The sequence below is a fragment of the Arthrobacter sp. RT-1 genome, from assembly GCF_003367205.1.
Classification (GTDB): domain Bacteria; phylum Actinomycetota; class Actinomycetes; order Actinomycetales; family Micrococcaceae; genus Arthrobacter.
In genome coordinates, this window is the sequence record NZ_QRGQ01000012.1 from 281,273 (window position 1) to 299,413 (window position 18,141).

13 protein-coding genes are annotated in these 18,141 nt (G+C 66.4%); 4 read left to right on the forward strand and 9 right to left on the reverse strand.

Annotated elements, in window-relative coordinates; all coding sequences use genetic code 11:
- Positions 1-133 precede the first annotated feature (133 nt).
- Positions 134-1,093 (forward strand): DUF559 domain-containing protein, encoded by a 960-nt coding sequence (locus DXK94_RS12415; RefSeq protein ID WP_115525196.1) that lies wholly within the window; start codon positions 134-136, stop codon positions 1,091-1,093.
- 348 nt (positions 1,094-1,441) lie between these two features.
- Here DXK94_RS12415 and DXK94_RS12420 read toward each other — a convergent pair whose 3' ends face one another.
- The 8 genes from DXK94_RS12420 to glmS form a co-directional block, all read right to left on the reverse strand.
- Positions 1,442-2,527: an inositol-3-phosphate synthase gene (locus tag DXK94_RS12420; RefSeq protein ID WP_079597409.1), complete on the reverse strand. Its 1,086-nt coding sequence runs from the start codon at positions 2,525-2,527 to the stop codon at positions 1,442-1,444.
- Positions 2,528-2,685: 158 nt separating this feature from the next.
- Positions 2,686-3,726 (reverse strand): L-glyceraldehyde 3-phosphate reductase, encoded by a 1,041-nt coding sequence (gene mgrA / locus DXK94_RS12425; RefSeq protein ID WP_115525197.1) that lies wholly within the window; start codon positions 3,724-3,726, stop codon positions 2,686-2,688.
- Between the two features lie 98 nt (positions 3,727-3,824).
- A complete protein-coding gene (gene treZ, locus DXK94_RS12430; RefSeq protein ID WP_115525198.1) occupies positions 3,825-5,594 on the reverse strand; it encodes a malto-oligosyltrehalose trehalohydrolase in 1,770 nt (589 codons plus the stop codon).
- Positions 5,591-7,921 (reverse strand): malto-oligosyltrehalose synthase, encoded by a 2,331-nt coding sequence (treY, locus tag DXK94_RS12435; protein WP_115525199.1) that lies wholly within the window; start codon positions 7,919-7,921, stop codon positions 5,591-5,593. The genes treZ and treY overlap by 4 nt, the downstream gene beginning before the upstream one ends.
- Positions 7,918-10,173 (reverse strand): glycogen debranching protein GlgX, encoded by a 2,256-nt coding sequence (gene glgX, locus DXK94_RS12440; protein WP_115525200.1) that lies wholly within the window; start codon positions 10,171-10,173, stop codon positions 7,918-7,920. The genes treY and glgX overlap by 4 nt, the downstream gene beginning before the upstream one ends.
- A gap of 69 nt (positions 10,174-10,242) precedes the next feature.
- On the reverse strand, positions 10,243-11,838 hold the full coding sequence (locus tag DXK94_RS12445; RefSeq protein WP_115525201.1) for an NAD(P)H-hydrate epimerase: 1,596 nt from the start codon (positions 11,836-11,838) through the stop codon (positions 10,243-10,245).
- A gap of 34 nt (positions 11,839-11,872) precedes the next feature.
- Entirely contained in the window at positions 11,873-12,220 is a 348-nt protein-coding gene (locus tag DXK94_RS12450) for a holo-ACP synthase (RefSeq protein WP_018760400.1), read from the reverse strand.
- Between the two features lie 179 nt (positions 12,221-12,399).
- The gene (glmS, locus tag DXK94_RS12455) at positions 12,400-14,292 is read right to left on the reverse strand and encodes a glutamine--fructose-6-phosphate transaminase (isomerizing) (protein WP_115525202.1); all 1,893 of its coding nucleotides are present in this window, start codon (positions 14,290-14,292) and stop codon (positions 12,400-12,402) included.
- Between the two features lie 109 nt (positions 14,293-14,401).
- On the opposite strand from glmS, the gene coaA reads away from it, so the two are divergent.
- The 3 genes from coaA to mscL are packed head-to-tail and all read left to right on the forward strand — an operon-like array spanning position 14,402 to position 16,700.
- A complete protein-coding gene (gene coaA / locus DXK94_RS12460; protein WP_181884819.1) occupies positions 14,402-15,397 on the forward strand; it encodes a type I pantothenate kinase in 996 nt (331 codons plus the stop codon).
- A 5-nt stretch (positions 15,398-15,402) separates the two neighbouring features.
- Positions 15,403-16,272: a D-alanyl-D-alanine carboxypeptidase family protein gene (locus DXK94_RS12465; RefSeq protein WP_115525204.1), complete on the forward strand. Its 870-nt coding sequence runs from the start codon at positions 15,403-15,405 to the stop codon at positions 16,270-16,272.
- 23 nt (positions 16,273-16,295) lie between these two features.
- On the forward strand, positions 16,296-16,700 hold the full coding sequence (gene mscL / locus DXK94_RS12470) for a large conductance mechanosensitive channel protein MscL (RefSeq protein WP_115525205.1): 405 nt from the start codon (positions 16,296-16,298) through the stop codon (positions 16,698-16,700).
- Between the two features lie 68 nt (positions 16,701-16,768).
- On the opposite strand, the gene glmM is transcribed toward mscL, so the two are convergent.
- Positions 16,769-18,130, reverse strand: coding sequence for a phosphoglucosamine mutase (gene glmM / locus DXK94_RS12475; RefSeq protein ID WP_115525206.1), 1,362 nt, complete (start codon positions 18,128-18,130; stop codon positions 16,769-16,771).
- Between the last annotated feature and the right edge of the window lie 11 nt (positions 18,131-18,141).

Here is an 18,141-nt window from a genome sequence, read left to right on the forward strand (position 1 = left end):
CCCGCCCCCACTCCACCAACGCCCCATCACCTCCCGCCCCCACCCCACCAACGCCCCATCAGATTTCGCAGCTGTCCGCTCCACCTGTTGATAACTTCTGCAGGGATTCGCATTTTGGGCAACACTGGCCAACATGCACAGGCCCATTGATCTGCCACCGCTCTTGGCTGGCGCACCATTCACCTTTACCGCTGCTCAGGCCCTGGGCGTCAAGGCCAGCAGACTTCGGGCCAGTGACCTAGCTCATGTGAGCCGGGGACTCTATCGTCCGGCGGGCTGGAGCTTTGATCTCGAAACAGCCGCACGGGCTCTATCCGAGGTGTCACCTGGAGCTTGGATTTCCCACGTCACGGCGGCGCGGCTCCATTGCCAGCTGCTGCCGCCTTGGCTATCCGACTCGACCGAGCTGCATCTGAGCAAGCCCAAGAGTCTGCCGCAAGTGCGCAGGAAAGGCGTCATTGCACATTCCGTCATAGCAACGGGTGAGGAAATTGAGTGCGTTGGAGGTATCCGCATCAGTACGCGTTCGCGAACTTGGCTCGATCTGGCCCGCCGATTGTCCTTAACGGACTTGATCTGTCTGGGAGATCAGATCATTCGCGTCCCCCGTGCACAATTCGAAGGCAGGTCAGAGCCTTTCGACACACTGGACGGGCTCCGCGCCTTGGTTGGACGACACCCCAACCTTCAAGGCGTCGTCCGCGCCCGGGAAGCCCTTGAGCTGATGCGGGTTGGAGCTGATTCGGCGCCGGAATCCATGCTCCGACTAGCCCTAGCTGATGCACATCTGCCGGAGCCTGACCTCCAAATTGCGCTTCGGCCGGATGAAGTCGCCTCGCCCACTGCCGATCTTGGTTACCGTCACCATCGCCTCGCCATACAGTACGACGGCGGGCATCATCTGCTCGATGCCCAGCAATTTAGCGACAGACGGCGTGACAAGGCCTTCGAATCGGCAGGCTGGACGGTCCTAGTGCTGAAGTCAGAGGACCTCGCTGAGGGTTTCGAGCGAGCCGTAGGGCTAATCAAGAGGCACCTTCGCACGGGGTGGGTGGATCATCCGTTCGCAGCAGGTTTCGTCAGTACCGGGTGAGGAAGCGCGGCGGCACACCTGGTAGAGCGTTCTGGAAGAACCAGCAGGAGGTGAAGGGGCGTACCAGGAAACCCTGCAGAAGGTGATGGGGCATCCCAGAAAACCCCACAGGAGCTGATGGGGCATCCCGGAGAAACCCACAAGAGGTGATGGGGCATCCCAGAAAACCCCGCAGAAGCTGATGGGGCATCCCAAAAAACCCGCAGAAGGTGATGGGGCGTCCCGGGAAAACCTGCAGGAGGTGAGAGGGCGTCCCGGGAAAAGCTGCAGGAGGTGAGAGAGCGTCGGATACGGCAAACGCTCCCCCACCCGAAGGTGAGGGAGCGTTGTGGCACCGGCAGGAGGGGGTTAGCGCTCCAGGTCGCCGCGGATGAAGGCTTCCACCTTTTCGCGGGCGAGGTCGTCGTTGAACTGCTCCGGCGGCGACTTCATGAAGTAGCTCGAAGCGGAGAGCAGCGGGCCGCCGATGCCGCGGTCCAGGCCGATCTTTGCAGCGCGGATGGCGTCGATGATCACCCCGGCGGAGTTGGGCGAGTCCCAGACTTCCAGCTTGTACTCCAGCGAGACAGGGGCATCGCCGAAGTTGCGGCCCTCGAGGCGGACGAAGGCCCACTTGCGGTCGTCGAGCCACTGGACGTAGTCGGACGGGCCGATGTGGACGTCCTTGGCGGCCAGTTCGGCCTCGACGTTGGAGGTGACGGCCTGGGTCTTTGAGATCTTCTTGGACTCGAGGCGGTCGCGCTCCAGCATGTTCTTGAAGTCCATGTTGCCGCCGACGTTCAGCTGGTACGTGCGGTCCAGGGTGACGCCGCGGTCTTCGAAGAGCTTTGCCATGACGCGGTGGGTGATTGTGGCGCCGATCTGGCTCTTGATGTCGTCGCCCACGATCGGGACACCGGCGGCGGTGAACTTGTCAGCCCACTCCTTGGTTCCGGCGATGAAGACGGGCAGGGCGTTGACGAAAGCCACGCCGGCGTCGATGGCGCACTGGGCGTAGAATTCGGCTGCTTCCTGGGAGCCAACGGGCAGGTAGCAGACCATGACGTCAACCTTGGCGTCCTTGAGGGCCTGCACCACGTCAACGGGTTCCTCGGTGGACTGCTCGATGGTCTCGAGGTAGTACTTGCCCAAGCCGTCGAGGGTGTGGCCGCGCTGGACGGTGACGCCGGTGGGCGGGACGTCGGCGATCTTGATGGTGTTGTTTTCGCTGGCCAGGATTGCGTCGGCGAGGTCGTTGCCGACCTTCTTGCCGTCCACATCGAATGCTGCGACGAACTCGACGTCACCCACGTGGTACTGGCCGAACTCAACGTGCATCAGGCCCGGGATGGTGGCCTTGGGGTCAGCGTCCTTGTAGTACTGGACGCCCTGGACCAGCGATGCGGCGCAGTTGCCTACGCCGACGATTGCGACACGGATCGGATGTGAAGACACGGAACTCCTTTAAAGACAAATGTCAGCCGGCCGGGTGCGTCGGGGAGAGTGCGACGGCGGCCGGCTGGTACGGCGCCGCGCGGCGCCTTTTCATAGTACCTAACAGAGCGGGACCGGGCTTTGTTCCGCCGGTCCCGCCCCGTAACGATTCCCAGGTGTCAGACGGGCTGCTTCCACAGGTTGATGTCAGATTCCACGGCGAATTCGTCGATGGCCGCCAGTTCCTCAGCTGAGAAGTCCAGGTTCTTGATGGCGGACAGCGTGTCCTCGAGCTGGCGGACGCTGGATGCACCGATCAGCGCCGATGTCACCGGCGACCCCTTCGGCTGGGGACGCAGGATCCATGCGACGGCCATCTGCGCCAGCGACTGCCCACGGCCTTCGGCGATGGCGTGCAGCCCCCGGATCCGGGCGAGCTTGTCGTCGGTGATGGCTTCCTCGGAGAGGAACCGGGCCTTCGCGGCGCGCGAGTCGGTGGGGATGCCGTTGAGGTACCGGTCGGTGAGCATGCCCTGCGCCAGCGGCGAGAACGCGATGGAGCCAGCGCCCACCTGGTCCAGTGCCTCATACAGGTTCGGCGACCCGTCCTCCGTCCACCGGTTGAGCATGGAGTAGCTGGGCTGGTGGATGAGCAGCGGCGTCCCGAGTTCCTTCAGGATGCGGGCCGCCTCGATGGTCTGCTCCGGGGTGTAGGACGAGATGCCGGCATAGAGGGCCTTGCCGGAGCGGACGGCATAATCCAGGGCGCCCATGGTTTCTTCCATCGGAGTCTCCGGATCCGGGCGGTGGCTGTAGAAGATGTCCACGTAGTCCAGGCCCATCCGCTGCAGCGACTGGTCCAGGCTGGAGATCAGGTACTTGCGGGAGCCCCATTCGCCGTACGGGCCGGGCCACATGTAGTAGCCGGCTTTGGTGGAGATGACGAGTTCGTCGCGGTAGGGCTTGAAGTCATCCTGCAGGTGCCGGCCGAAGTTCGTCTCAGCGGAACCGTCCGGCGGACCGTAGTTGTTGGCCAGGTCGAAGTGGTTCACGCCAAGGTCGAAGGCGCGGCGGAGAATGGCGCGCTGTTCGTCGAAGCGCTTGTCGTCGCCGAAGTTGTGCCACAGGCCCAGGGAGATGGCCGGAAGTTTCAGTCCGCTGCGGCCAACGCGGCGGTAGGGCATGGATTCGTAGCGGTCCTCCGCTGCAGAAAAAGTCATACGTTCCATCCTGCCAGTTGTGACCGGCACTACATTACAACGTGAGAGAAGTTACGCCGCGGGCTGACAATCAACCCGCGGCGCGACTTCCGAAAATGTCAGGACTTGAGAATTGCCGCGCTCCACGGCGCGAGGGCCAGGGACTCACGCTCCAGGGCGGTACCGTCGTCCGTTGCCAGCAGGACAGTCCCGCGGGCATCGTCCAGACGGACCTTCGCGTCGGAGAAGTTCAGCAGCACCTCCACCGTCCCGCGGCGGAACCGCAGCCAGCGCTCGTCGTCGTCGAACGCCACTTCCGTCTCCTCGAAGCCGAGCCCGGCAAGCTCCGCATGTTCGCGGCGGAGCGCGGTCAGGGACCGGTACAGCTCCAGCAGCCGGGCGTGGTCGCCAACGGAGGCTTCGTCCCACTTGAGTTTGGACCGGCGGAAGGTTTCCGGGTCCTGGGGATCGGGTACGACGGCGGGGTCCCACCCCATGCGTTCGAACTCCTTGATCCTGCCCTCGGCGGTGGCTTTGCCGAGTTCGGGTTCCGGGTGGGACGTGAAGAACTGCCACGGGGTGCTGGCCGCGAATTCCTCGCCCATGAACAGCATCGGCGTGAACGGCGACGTGAGCGTGAGCACCGCGGCCAGGGCCAGCTGCCCGTGGGACAGCGACTGCGAAAGCCTGTCCCCCGTGGCCCGGTTGCCGATCTGGTCGTGGTTCTGGTTGCAGACCACCAGCGCCGCGGGGTGCACCAGCGATGTGTTGATGGGCCGTCCGTGGTGCCGCCCCCGGAAGCTGGAGTAGCTGCCGTCATGCAGGAAGCCGTCCTTGAGGACCTTGGCCAGGACCGCCAGCGACTCAAAGTCCGAGTAGTATCCGGTGGTTTCGCCGCTGACGTTGACGTGGACCGCGTGGTGGTAGTCGTCGCTCCACTGCCCGGCCAGCCCGTAGCCGTTGACGTCCCGCGGGTACAGTAGGCGGGGATTGTTCAGGTCGGACTCTGCGATCAGAGTCTTGGGCAGGCCCGTTTCCGCTGACACCGCGTCCCCCAGGGCACCGAATTCCTCCAGGATGTGCACGGCGCGCTCGTCCTTCAGGGCGTGCACCGCATCGAGGCGGAGCCCGTCCACGTGGTAGTCCCGCAGCCACAGGGCCGCGTTGTCCAGGATGTACTCCCGGACCACGTCGGAGCCGGGTCCGTCCAGGTTGACGGAGTCGCCCCAGGTGTTGGCGTCGCCCTGTTTCAGGTACGGGCCGAACTTCGGCAGGTAGTTGCCGCTGGGACCGAGGTGGTTGTAGACCACGTCCTGGATGACGCCGAGCCCCGCCGCGTGAGCGGCATCGACGAACCGCTGGTACGCGGCCGGTCCGCCGTAGCCCTCATGGACGGCGTACCACTGCACGCCGTCGTAGCCCCAGTTGTGGGTGCCGTTGAAGCCGTTGACGGGGAGCAGTTCCACGAAGTCGACGCCGAGGTCCGCCAGGTAGCCCAGCTTCTCCGCCGCGGCATCCAGGGTTCCTTCCGGCGTGAAGGTGCCGACGTGGAGTTCATAGATGACGGACCCCTTCAGCTCCTTGCCGCGCCAGCCAGTGTCCTGCCACGAGTGGCTGGCCGGATCGAACGTCCTGGACAGCTCATGGACGCCGGACGGAAGGCGCCGGGACCGCGGATCGGGCACCGGGGTGGTGTCGCCGTCGAGCAGGTAGCCATAGTCCACCTCGCCGCCGGCCGGGGCGTCGGGCGCGGACCACCACCCTTCGGTGCCCGGCGCCGTCTCCTTTTTCTGCATGGGGTACTGCCGGCCGTCTGCCAGCAGGATTACGGACGTGGCGTCGGGGGCCCAGACGTCGAAGCGTTCGGGTCCAACGTTGACCAGGGTCATGCCTTCTCTCCATCCACCGGTACCAGCAAAGCCACGGGGTAGGTACCCAGGACGTCCGCTACCGAAACGGTTCCTGGTCCGTAGCCGGCTCCGGTCAGTTCGTCACGCATGGGAGCGGAAAGTTCGACGGCGGTGTCCCGCCAGCCGCCGTCCGCTTCCAGTCCGGCGGGGAGCCGGGTGGCCAGCGTCAGGGCGCCGACGGAGCCTTCGGAGGCACCGCGGTGGAACGCCAGGAGGTGGCCCGCCGCCGCGCCTGTGACCGAGACGGGGGTGTAGCCCTGGAACAGTTCCGGCCGGTCCCGGCGGAGGCGGAGCGCCCGGGAGGTGGCCAGGAGCTTGCTGGCCTCCGTCCCGGCTTCCGGCAACGTCCCGCCGTCGATCCTTGCCAGCTCTTCCCGGCGGAGCGCGAAGTCCACGGGCCGCCGGTTGTCCGGGTCGGTCAGGGACCGTTCCCAGAACTCACTGCCCTGGTAAACGTCGGGCACACCCGGCATGGTGAGCTGGACCAGCTTCGCCGAAAGCGAGTTGGAGGCGGCGTACGCGTCGATCCGTGCCACGAACTCCTCCACCGCCTTGGTGACCCGGGCGTCGTCGAACGCAGCGTCAACGGCGGCCTTGACGGCGGACTCAAAGTCCTCGTCCGGCTGCGTCCACATGGTGGAGTTGCCGGCTTCCCGGGCTGCCTTCTCCGCGTATCCCTGCAGCCGTTCACGGCTGGCGGGCCATGCCCCAATGACGGCCTGCCACAGCAGGTTCTCGTAGGGGCCGTCCGGGATTGGTGCCAGTTCCCGCAGCCTGCTCAGGGTGGCGGTCCACTCCTGCGGAACCTCCGCGATGACGGAGATCCGCGCCCGGGCATCCTCGCTGCGCTTGGTGTCGTGCGTGGACATGGTGGTCATGGACAGCGGCAGGTCCTCCTGCCGCCGCCGCATCCGGTGGTGGAACTCCTCCGTGGACACCGCGAACTCGGTGGGTTCTGCCCCCACCTCGGTGAGCGTGCCCAGCCGGGTGTACCGGTAGAAGGCAGTGTCCTCCACGCCTTTGGCCATTACCATTCCGGAGGTCTGCTGGAACCGGACGGCGATTGCGTTCGAGGGGTCCAGGAGCAGCGGCAGCAGCGTCCCCACCGCAACAGCAAGGTCCGGCCGGTGTTCAGCCGCGGACTCGCACGCTTCCTTCAGAACCTCGGCGCCGGTGGGCAGGTAGGTCCGGTACACCGGGAAGGACGAGATGATCTCGGCGATGGCATCCGCCGCCTGCTCCACAGAAAGGCCGTGGGACTCGGGCACCAGGCGGGCCAGGCGGAGCACCTCGGACCGCAGGATGCCGTCGGCGATCATGCGCTTGGTGCCGCGGATCATCTCCGCGTAGTCCGTCGGACTATCGGTTCCCCGCAGGGCTGCGTCCAGCGCATCCAAAGCGGCCTGCCCGGCCGGGTCCACGAAGACCCGGTCCACATCCGCCAGGGCGTCATACCCGGTGGTTCCCTCGCAGGAGAACTCGCCCGGCAGGACCTCCCCCGGCTCCAGGATCTTTTCCACCAGGACGTAGGACCCGCCCGTGAGGTCCTTGAGCCAGCGCAGGTAGCCGGCGGGATCGGCGAGCCCGTCCGGGTGGTCCACGCGGAGCCCGTCAACCAGCCCGTCGCGGAACCAGCGGCCAACCTCGGCATGGGCTTCCTCGAAGACCTGCGGGATCTCCACCCGGATGCCTGCCAGCGTGGTGACGGCGAAGAAGCGCCGGTAGTTGAGCTCGGCATCGGCGCGGCGCCAGTCCATCAGCTCGTAGTGCTGGCGGCTGTGCACCTCCTGCGGGGAGTCCCCTTCGGTGTACGTGCCGGCCGCGAGCGGAAAGCGGTGGTCGTAGTAGCGGAGTTCGCCATCCACCACTTCCAGCTTGTCCAGGTCCGCATCGGAGCCAAGCATGGGCAGCCGGATCTTTCCGCCGCCCAGGTCCCAGTCGACGTCAAAGGCTTCGGCGTAGCGCGAGCCGCGCCCTTCCTTCAGCAGGGACCACCACCACGGGTTCTGCGCCGGAGTGGCAACGCCCACGTGGTTGGGGACGATGTCCACCAGGACACCCATGCCGTGCTCGCGGGCAGCCTTGGACAGCGCAAGGAGACCATCGGGGCCGCCGCGGTCCGGGTCCACCGCGGAGGGGTCGGTCACGTCATAGCCGTGGTCCGAGCCCTTCTCCGCGGTGAGGATGGGCGAGAGGTACACCCAGTCCACGCCAAGCGACTTCAGGTACGGGACCTGCTCCGCGGCGTCGAACAGGGTGAAACCCTGGCGGATCTGCAGCCGGTAGGTGGATGCCGGGACCCTCACTTCTTCGAAGCCTTCCGCTCCCCGATCTTGGTGGTCTTTCCGGGTTCCGCCACTGCCGGGGTACTGATGGTCTCCGTCTCGCTGCTGGAGGTCTGGGTCAGCGCGGCAAGGGAGGCTGCCACGGAGTGGTCGGGCTCCACCTCGGGAACGGTGTGCGCCCGGAGGACCACCAGCGACTTGGCCTCAACGGGCAGCGGCTGCCCGGCGGAGACGGGCTCGGTGTCCGCGTTCTGCCCGGCCGTGTCGATGATGACGTCCCAGGCCGGGGCGAACTCGTCGGAGGGAAGCGTGAACTTCACCGTGTCATCGTGGGCGTTGAAGTACAGCAGGAAGTTCACGTCGGTGATCCGGCGGCCGCGGCTGTCCTTGCCCTGGATGCCGTTGCCGTTCAGGAACACGCCAACAGAGCGGCCGAACCCGCTGTCCCAGGCTTCGGGCTTCATGGTTTCGCCGTCGGGATCGAGCCAGACGATGTCCGGCAGCCGTTCGCCCTGGCCACGCAGGACGGGCCGGCCGTCGAAGAAGCGGCTGCGGCGGAAGGTGGGGTGCTTGGCGCGGAGGGCGTTAACGGCGGCGGTGAACTCGACCAGCGGCTGGTCGATGGTCTCCCAGTTGATCCAGGTCAGTTCCGAGTCCTGGCAGTAGCCGTTGTTGTTGCCCTGCTGGGTACGGCCCATCTCGTCGCCGTGCAGGAGCATGGGCACGCCCTGGGACAGCAGCAGCGAGGCAATGAAGTTCCGCTGCTGGCGGGCCCTCAGCGACAGGACCTCGGGATCATCCGTGGGGCCCTCAACGCCGCAGTTCCAGGAGCGGTTGTGGGATTCGCCGTCGTTGTTGCCCTCGCCGTTGGCGTCGTTGTGCTTCTCGTTGTAGGACACCAGGTCCGACAGGGTGAAGCCGTCGTGCGCGGTGACGAAGTTGATGGACGCCACGGGGCGGCGGCCGGAGTGTTCGTAGAGGTCCGCCGAACCGGTGATGCGGGAGGCGAATTCGCCCAGCGTTGCAGGCTCGCCGCGCCAGAAGTCGCGGACGGTGTCGCGGTACTTGCCGTTCCATTCGGTCCACTGCGGCGGGAAGTTGCCCACCTGGTAGCCGCCGGGGCCAACGTCCCACGGCTCGGCGATGAGCTTGACCTGCGAGACAACCGGGTCCTGCTGGATGAGTTCAAAGAAGGTGGACAGCTTGTCCACGTCGTAGAACTCGCGGGCCAGGGTGGAGGCGAGGTCAAAGCGGAAACCGTCAACATGCATCTCGGTGACCCAGTAGCGCAGCGAGTCCATAAGCAGCTGCAAGGAGTGCGGCTGGCGGACGTTCAGCGAGTTGCCGGTGCCGGTGTAGTCCATGTAGTGCTTTTCGTCGCCCTCCATCAGCCGGTAGTAGGCGGCGTTGTCGATGCCCTTGAAGGACAGCGTGGGGCCCAGGTGGTTGCCTTCGGCGGTGTGGTTGTACACCACGTCCAGGATGACTTCGATGCCGGCCTTGTGCAGCGAGCGGACCATGGCCTTGAAGTCCTGGACCTGCTGGCCGGTGTCGCCGGTGGAGCTGTAGGTGTTCTGCGGCGCGAAGAAGCCAATGGTGTTGTAGCCCCAGTAGTTGTTCAGGCCCTTGTCCTGCAGCGTGCCGTCGTTGACGAACTGGTGCACGGGCATGAGCTCGATGGCGGTGACGCCGAGCTTCTGCAGGTGGGAGATGACGGCGGGATGCGCCACGCCGGCGTAGGTTCCGCGCTGTTCCTCGGGGATCTCCGGGTGCAGCTGGGTGAGGCCCTTGACGTGGGCTTCGTAAATCACGGACTGGTGGTAGGGGATCCGCAGGTTCTGGTCGCCGTCCCAGTCGAAGAACGGGTTGATGACCACGCCGAGCATCATGTGGCTGGCGGAGTCCTCGTTGTTGACCGAGTCCTCTTCGCCCAGGTTGTAGGTGAACAGGGACGGGTGCCAGTCAACCTGGCCGTGGATGGCCTTGGCGTAGGGGTCCAGCAGGAGCTTGTTGGGGTTGAAGCGGTTGCCGGACGCGGGGTCGTAGGGCCCGTGGACGCGGTAGCCGTACTTCTGGCCGGGCTGGATCTGCGGGATGTAGCAGTGCCACACGTAGCCATCCACTTCATCCAGCGTGATGCGGGTTTCCTTGCCGTCATCGTCGAAGAGGCACAGTTCCACTTTTTCTGCTCGTTCGCTGAACAGGGCAAAGTTGGTGCCGGTTCCGTTGTACGTGGCGCCAAGGGGGTAAGCCGATCCGGGCCAGACTTCCATAATGCTCCTCATTTCTTGGTCGGCAACAGGGGACATCGGAACGTCCCTGCCGCCCATGCGAACTAGTGCCTACCGTAACGGGTGGCTGTGACTATTACGTTTCCGGAGTCCAGAGTTACTAAGCATGCTGACATTACCCCACGTTTCAGCTATGGCATCGGCAATTCCGCCAGCAGCGATCGGCCCGCCAAAGGAAGCGTCCGACGCCGCCGTCCCGGCTTTACCGTGCAGCGCCGCCCCCAGCGCGGCAATCGCAGCCCACCGGCCGTCGTCGTCATTGTCCAGTGAACGGAAGCGCGCGACGTCGGGACCTGCCTGGGCGAGCAGCGCACCGATGACGCCGGCCAGGACGTCGCCGCTGCCGGCGGTGGCGAGCCACGGGGTCCCGTCCGCCTGGCTGTATACGTCGCCGCCGGGCGTGGCCACGAGGGTGGTGGCGCCCTTGAGCAGGACGGTTGCCCCGGTGACGGCGGCGGCGCGTCGGGCGGCGTCCAGAGCCCGCGCTTCCACGGATTCCCGGTCATCTTCGCCTCCCAGCCGTTGCAGGAGTGAGGCGAGTTCGCCGGCGTGCGGGGTCAGGATGACATGCGGGGCCAGCCGGTTGGGCAGGGCGGGCAGGGCGCCGGCGTCCGCCACGGTGGGCAGGCCGGAATCGACGGCGTCCCGCGCACGCGCCAGCTGGTCAGAGTCTTCCGGGCCCATGCCGGAGCCCACCAGCCAGGCCTGCACCCGGTTGTCAGCCACGGAGCCGGTACTGCAGACAACTTCCGGGCACGATTGCCGCACCAGGTCCGCCACGTCGGGAGGGCCGAGGTACCGCACCATGCCCACTCCGGCGGCGAGGGCGCCCCGGCAGGCCAGGACAGCGGCGCCGGGGTATTGGACCGAGCCCGCCACCACGCCCAACACGCCGCGGGAGTACTTGTGTGCGCGGCGTTCGGGCTGCGGCAGGAGCATTGCGAGGTCTGCTGCCTCGAGCCGGCGCAGCAACGGGCGCGGCAGGTGTTCCTCAATGCCGATGGGCACCACATGCACGCGGCCGGCGTAATCGGCGCCGGGGTCCGCAAGCAGCCCGGTCTTGGCGCCCCCGAAGGTGACGGTCAGGTCAGCCGGCAGCACAGCCAGGGCGGCCGCGCCGGTATCGGCGTCCACGCCGCTGGGGAGGTCGCAGGCCACCACGAACCCCTCTGAATCCATGGAACTGCGGGCCTTGGTGACGGCGTCGATAAGCGCGGCGGCACTCCCCCGCAGCCCGCCCTTGGCGCCCGTCCCCAGCACCGCATCAATCACGACGTCGGCGCGGGCGGCTTCCGAGGCCAGCCCGCCGAGTGCCTCCTCGGTCAGTTCCTCCGCACGTCCGCCGGCGCGTTCAAAAGCAGCCAGCGCAGCGGGATGTCCCGCGCCGGAGGTGAGGACCGCCGTCGTACGCATTCCTCTCGCGGCAAGGAAAGCGGCGGCATACAGGCCGTCGCCGCCGTTGTTGCCCTTGCCGGCCAGCACCACGAGCCGTGCCCCGTAGATGCGCCGGCCGCGGGCGCGAAGCTCGGTGATGACGGCGTTCGCCAGGCCGTGGGCGGCGCGCTGCATCAGGACATCGCCGAGCCCGGCAGCCAGGAGCGGTTCCTCGGCTGCCCGGACCTGCGTTCCGGTGTAGGCGGAGATCATGTTGGTCAGGTCCAGGGGCGAGCCCGGGGCCGGGTCAGCCCTCGGCCAGGACCGTGGCGGTGGCGATTCCGCCGTCGTGGCTGATGGAGAGGTGCCAGCGCTTGACGCCCTTGGCTTCGGCAACCGCCAGCACGGTGCCCTTGACCTGGACGGTGGGGCCGTTCTGGTCCAGGCCGATCCAGCAGTCCTGCCAGTTCATGCCGGCCGGTGCACCGAGGACCTTGGCCACAGCTTCCTTCGCAGCGAACCGCGCGGCCAGGGAGCGGGTGTTCAGCTCACGCTCCGCGGGGACGAACAGCCGGTCCCGGAGGCCCGGGGTGCGCTCAAGCTGGCGGCCGAACCGCTCGATGTCTACTACGTCTACGCCAATGCCAACGATCATGTGGCTTAGTCTACGGTGGCGATCCCGGCCTCCCGCGCAGAGCTCGCCGGGCCCGTTTAAAGCAGCAGCCCCGAGCCGGAGTGAACTGCTCCCCGGAAGTCGGAACTGAATTTCTCAGTCCAACTTTCGGGGAGCAGTTCAGAGGGGCTCGGGGCTGCTTGTGCTTAGTGCCGGAAGGCTTACTCGACCGTGACGCTCTTGGCGAGGTTGCGCGGCTGGTCCACGTCGTAGCCCTTGGCGGCGGCCAGTTCGGCGGCGAAGATCTGCAGCGGGACGGTGGTCAGCAGCGGCATCAGCAGAGGTGGTGTTTCCGGGACGTAGAAGACGTGCTCGGCGTAGGCCTTGACGGCTTCGTCGCCTTCCTCGGCGATCACCAGGGTGCGGGCGCCGCGGGCACGGATTTCCTGGATGTTGCTGATGACCTTGGCGTGCAGCGATTCGCGGCCGCGGGGGGACGGGACGATCACGAACACCGGCTTGCCTTCATCGATCAGGGCGATGGGGCCGTGCTTGAGTTCACCGGCGGCGAAGCCCTCGGCGTGGATGTAGGCGATTTCCTTCAGCTTCAGCGCACCCTCCAGGGCCACCGGGTAGCCGACGTGCCGGCCCAGGAACAGCACGGACGTTTCGTCCTTCATGCTGCGGGCCAGTTCGCGGAGCGGTTCGGCGTTGTCCAGGATGGTCTGGATCTTGGCCGGGATCTTGTTCAGGTCCGCCAGGACGTCCTTGATCTGCCCGGAGAAGATGTTGCCGCGCAGCTGTGCCAGGTACATACCCAGCAGGTACGCCGCGGTGATCTGGGCCAGGAACGCCTTGGTGGAAGCCACCGCGATTTCCGGGCCGGCGTGCGTGTAGAGCACGGCGTCGGATTCGCGCGGGATGGTGGAGCCGTTGGTGTTGCAGATCGAGATCGTCTTCGCGCCCTGTTCCCGGGCGTACCGGACGGCCATCAGCGTGTCCATCGTTTCGCCGGACTGGCTGATGGAAACCACCAGGGTGTTCGCGTCCAGGATCGGGTCGCGGTAACGGAACTCGTGCGCCAGCTCCACCTCGGTGGGGATCCGGCACCAGTTCTCGATCGCGTACTTGGCCACCGTGCCCGCATAGGCGGCGGTGCCGCAGGCCAGCACGATGATCTTGTTGACCTGCTTGAGCAGTTCCGGGTCGATCCGGATCTCATCCAGGGTCAGCTTCCCGTCCAGGTCCGACCGGCCCAGCAGGGTCTGCGCCACGGCGTCGGGCTGGTCATGGATTTCCTTCTCCATGAACGAGGAGAAGCCGCCCTTTTCCGCCGAGGCCGGGTCCCAGTCCACGTGGTATTCCTTGCCCGCGGCCGGGTTCCCGAAGAAGTCCGTGATGTCCACGGTGTCCGCGGTGATCGTGACGATCTGGTCCTGGCCCAGCTCCACAGCCCGGCGGGTGTAATCAATAAAGCCGGACACGTCCGAGCCCAGGAAGTTCTCCCCCTCGCCCAGGCCCACCACCAGCGGTGAGTTCCGGCGGGCGGCAACCACCACGTCGGGCTGGTCCGCGTGGACCGCGAGCAGCGTGAAAGCACCCTCGAGGCGCTGGCACGCCAGCTCCATGGCACGGGTCAGGCCGCCGTTGGACGCGTCGCCGCCCAGCTTGTTCCGGAAAATGTCCGCCAAAAGCGCCGCGGCCACCTCGGTGTCCGTCTCGGAGAGGAACTCCACGCCCTTTTCGAGCAGCTCGAGCTTCAGCTCGGCAAAGTTTTCGATGATGCCGTTATGGATCACGGCGAGCTTGCCGCCGTCGGCCAAGTGCGGGTGGGCGTTCCGGTCCGTCGGGCCTCCGTGCGTGGCCCAGCGGGTGTGACCGATCCCGGTCACCGTCTCCGGCAGCGGCCTGGCCTCCAGCTCGGCAATCAGGTTGCTCAGCTTCCCCGACTTCTTCCGCGACTCGATAGCGCCCCGAGACACCACAGCCACCCCGGCGGAGTCGTAGCCCCGGTACTCCAGGCGGCGCAGCCCCTCCAGGACAACATCCAAAGCACTGTGACCGTCAATTACACCGTCAACAGGACGGCCCACATATCCCACGATTCCACACATAGCCCCAAGACTATCGGCTGGGAGCCGCCAGCTGTAAACCGTGCGGTCCGCCCGCGCGTGCCTTGTATGTTGCGGGACCAGCCGGGCGCCCGGCGGCCTGCATTTCGCTATGTGCCGGGCGCGGGGCAGAATCTCTAACGTGACTTTGCAACGCAATGAGGCGAATGGAGAGGGTGTCTCCCCGTTCGTCGAGCTGGACCGGCAGACCTGGTCCCGGCTCGCAGACGAGATGGAACAGCCTCTTAACGAAGAGGACATCATCCGCCTGCGCGGCCTCGGGGATCCCCTCGATATGAAGGAAATCCGTGAGGTCTACCTTCCGCTGTCCAGGCTTCTGCACCTGTATGTCGAGGCTGCGGGACAGCTGCATGCCGCCACCACCACGTTTCTTGGCGAGCACACCCAGCGCACGCCGTTCGTGATTGGCGTGGCCGGTTCCGTGGCGGTGGGCAAGTCCACCATTGCCCGTGTGCTCCGCGAGATGCTGCGCCGCTGGCCGGGCACCCCGAATGTGGAGCTGATCACCACCGACGGGTTCCTCTATCCACTGGCCGAGCTCAAGCGCCGCCAGCTGCTGGACCGCAAGGGCTTCCCGGAATCCTACGACCGCCGCGCGCTGCTGCGTTTCGTGAGCGAGATCAAGGGCGGCGCCGAGGAAGTCCGCGCGCCCTGGTACTCCCACGTCACGTACGACATCGTTCCGGACAAGGAAGTGGTGGTCCGCCGCCCGGATGTCCTCATTGTTGAGGGGCTGAACGTGCTGGCTCCGGCCCGCCCGCGGCACGACGGCAAGCAGGGCCTGGCGCTGAGCGACTTCTTCGACTTTTCCATCTATGTGGACGCCAAGACCTCCTACATCGAGGAGTGGTACGTGGAGCGGTTCCGCAAGCTCCAGAGCACCGCGTTCGCGCAGCCGGAGTCCTACTTCCACCGCTACGCCACCTTGTCCGAGGAGGAGGCGGAGAGCACCGCCCGGGACATCTGGAAGCGCATCAACGAGCCCAACCTGGAGGAGAACGTCCTTCCCACCCGGGGGCGGGCGCAGTTGGTGCTGACCAAGGACGCTGACCACTCCATCCGCCGCATGCTGCTGCGGAAGGTGTAGCACGGGTGTGCCACGATTGCGCAGCTGAACCGGGCCCGCCTGTCGCCAGCCGCCGCAGCTTCGCGCGGTTCCTCGCGGCGGGGGCCGGACTGACTGTCCTGACGGCATGCACGCCGGAGGCACCCACGGCGGCCCCACCGTCGTCGGCCTCTCCTTCTGCGCCTCCCTCCCCCGTTGCGGCCACCGCATCGGCAACCCCGACGCCGGACCTCACCTCGGCGGCCGCCGCACCTTCCGAGCCAGCACCGTCGCCCTCCGCAGCGCTGCCGGGGCAGTTCTCCCTGACCGACCCGGCGAGCCCGTGGCTTATCGTCAACAAGCACCGGCCGCTGGTCCCCGCGGCCTACGCGCCGGCTGACCTGGTGCGCCCCGCCGTCGCCACGACCGTCTCCGGGGAGGCTGCGCTGTTGAACAGCACGACGGCGGCTGCGGCGGAGGCGATGTTCGCGGCTGCCGCGGCGGACGGCGTGTCCATGGTGCTGGCAAGCGGGTACCGCTCGTACACCACCCAGGTGGCCACGTACAACGGCTACGTCGCCTCGCGGGGACAGGCCGACGCCGACACGGCCAGCGCGCGCCCGGGGTACTCCGAGCACCAGACGGGGTGGGCGTTCGACATCGCCGACGGCAACGGCGTGTGCGGTTTCCAGCCGTGCTTCGCGGACCAGCCCGCCGCGGTGTGGGCGAAGGCGAACGGGCACCGATTCGGCTTCGTGGTGCGGTATCCGTGGATGTTCCACCCGATCACCGGGTACTACTACGAGCCGTGGCACCTGCGGTACATCGGGGTGGAGGCCGCCACGGACATGGCTGCGCGTGGGATTTTCACGCTGGAGGAGTATTTCGGCGTGGAAGCGGCGCCGGGATACCCGTAGGGCGATGGGTTAGCGTGGTTCCTATGCTGACTGGATTCAAGAATTTCATTATGAAGGGCAACGTCGTTGACCTTGCCGTGGCCGTCGTCATCGGCACCGCCTTCGGCGCGGTGGTGACGGCGCTGGTCAACAAAGTGCTGATGCCCTTTATTGCAGGGCTGGTAGGCTCGCCCAACTTCGACAGCTTCGCCAAGGTGGACTTGAACGGAAACGCCATTGAATTCGGTGTCCTGCTGACGGCAATCGTCAATTTCCTGCTGATTTCCGCGGCGATTTACTTTGTGGTGGTGATGCCGATGAACCTGATGATTGAACGGCGCAACCGCAGGCTCGGGATCAACCAGGACGTCAAGAAGGAGTCCGCGGAGGACCCGCAGATTGCCTTGTTGACGGAGATCCGTGACGCGTTGAAGGACCGTGCCGTCTAAGTTTTCCCGGAGTGCCAAAATGGTCCGCCTTTCCTTCTTGGAAAGCGGACCATTCTTGTTTTGGTGCGTTATTCGCTGACGAGTTCCAGCGCGAGCTCTGTCCGGACTACCTGGGCGAGGTGCTCGGCGATGGACTGCGCCGTCTCCTCGTCGGCGGCCTCCACCATGACGCGGACCACGGGCTCGGTGCCCGAGGGCCGGAGCAGGACGCGGCCCGTATCGCCGAGCGCGGCTTCCGCTGCTGCGACGGCCTGGGCAAGGACCTCGTTGCTCTTGACCCCGGCGCGGTCCACACCCTTGACGTTGATCAGGACCTGCGGAAGCTTGGTCATCACGGTGGCCAGTTCTTTCAGCGGCTTGCCGGTCAGGGCGATCTGGGCGGCGAGCTGCAGACCGGTGAGGACGCCGTCGCCGGTGGTGGCGTGGTCGGCGAAGATCACGTGGCCGGACTGTTCGCCGCCAAGGTTGAAGCCGCCGTCGCGCATTTCCTCGAGGACGTAGCGGTCGCCCACGGCCGTTTCGCGGATGCTGATGCCTGCGTTGCGGAGAGCGATCTTCAGGCCGAGGTTGCTCATAACGGTGGCCACCAGGACGTCGTCCTTGAGCTTGCCGGAGGCTTTGAGGGCGACGGCGAGGATGGCCATGATCTGATCGCCGTCCACCTCGTTGCCCTCGTGGTCCACGGCGAGGCAGCGGTCAGCGTCGCCGTCGTGGGCGATGCCGAGGTCGGCGCCGTGCTTCACTACGGCTTCTTTGAGGGCGCCGAGGTGGGTGGATCCGACGCCGTCGTTGATGTTGTGGCCGTCCGGGTCAGCGCCAATGACGATGACGTCCGCGCCGGCATCCTTGAAGACCTGGGGTGAGCAGCCGCTGGCGGCGCCGTGGGCGCAGTCGAGGACCACCTTGAGTCCGTCGATGCGGTGCGGAAGGGTCTGGAGGAGGTGGACGATATAGCGGTCCTCAGCGTCGGAGAAACGCTGGATGCGGCCGACGTCGGCGCCGACCGGGCGGACGGCCTCCTTGGACATCTGCGCCTCGATGGCGTCCTCCACCTCATCGGGGAGTTTCTGGCCACCGCGGGCGAAGAACTTGATGCCGTTGTCCGGTGCAGGGTTGTGGGAGGCGGAGATCATGACGCCGAAGTCCGCATCCAGGTCAGCCACCAGGTAGGCGGCTGCGGGCGTGGGCAGGACGCCGGCGTCGTAGACGTCCACACCGGAGCTGGAGAGCCCGGCCTCCACCGCTGCGGCGATGAACTCGCCGCTGGCGCGCGGGTCACGGGCCACCACGGCGCGTGGCCGGCTGCCGTTGGAATTGCGGTCATGGCCGAGCACGACGGCCGCCGCCTGGGCCAGCTGCATGGCCAGCTCTGCTGTCAGCAGGCCGTTGGCCAGCCCCCGGACACCATCAGTTCCAAATAATCTAGACACCGGACAAGTCT

Excerpts from the sequence above, each read along its gene's own strand:
- DXK94_RS12415 (WP_115525196.1), top strand. The coding sequence starts at position 134 with ATGCACAGGCCCATTGATCTGCCACCGCTCTTGGCTGGCGCACCATTC.
- mgrA (WP_115525197.1), bottom strand. The coding sequence starts at position 3,726 with ATGACTTTTTCTGCAGCGGAGGACCGCTACGAATCCATGCCCTACCGC.
- treZ (WP_115525198.1), bottom strand. The coding sequence starts at position 5,594 with ATGACCCTGGTCAACGTTGGACCCGAACGCTTCGACGTCTGGGCCCCC.
- glgX (WP_115525200.1), bottom strand. The coding sequence starts at position 10,173 with ATGGAAGTCTGGCCCGGATCGGCTTACCCCCTTGGCGCCACGTACAAC.
- DXK94_RS12445 (WP_115525201.1), bottom strand. The coding sequence starts at position 11,838 with ATGATCTCCGCCTACACCGGAACGCAGGTCCGGGCAGCCGAGGAACCG.
- DXK94_RS12450 (WP_018760400.1), bottom strand. The coding sequence starts at position 12,220 with ATGATCGTTGGCATTGGCGTAGACGTAGTAGACATCGAGCGGTTCGGC.
- glmS (WP_115525202.1), bottom strand. The coding sequence starts at position 14,292 with ATGTGTGGAATCGTGGGATATGTGGGCCGTCCTGTTGACGGTGTAATT.
- coaA (WP_181884819.1), top strand. The coding sequence starts at position 14,402 with ATGTGCCGGGCGCGGGGCAGAATCTCTAACGTGACTTTGCAACGCAAT.
- mscL (WP_115525205.1), top strand. The coding sequence starts at position 16,296 with ATGCTGACTGGATTCAAGAATTTCATTATGAAGGGCAACGTCGTTGAC.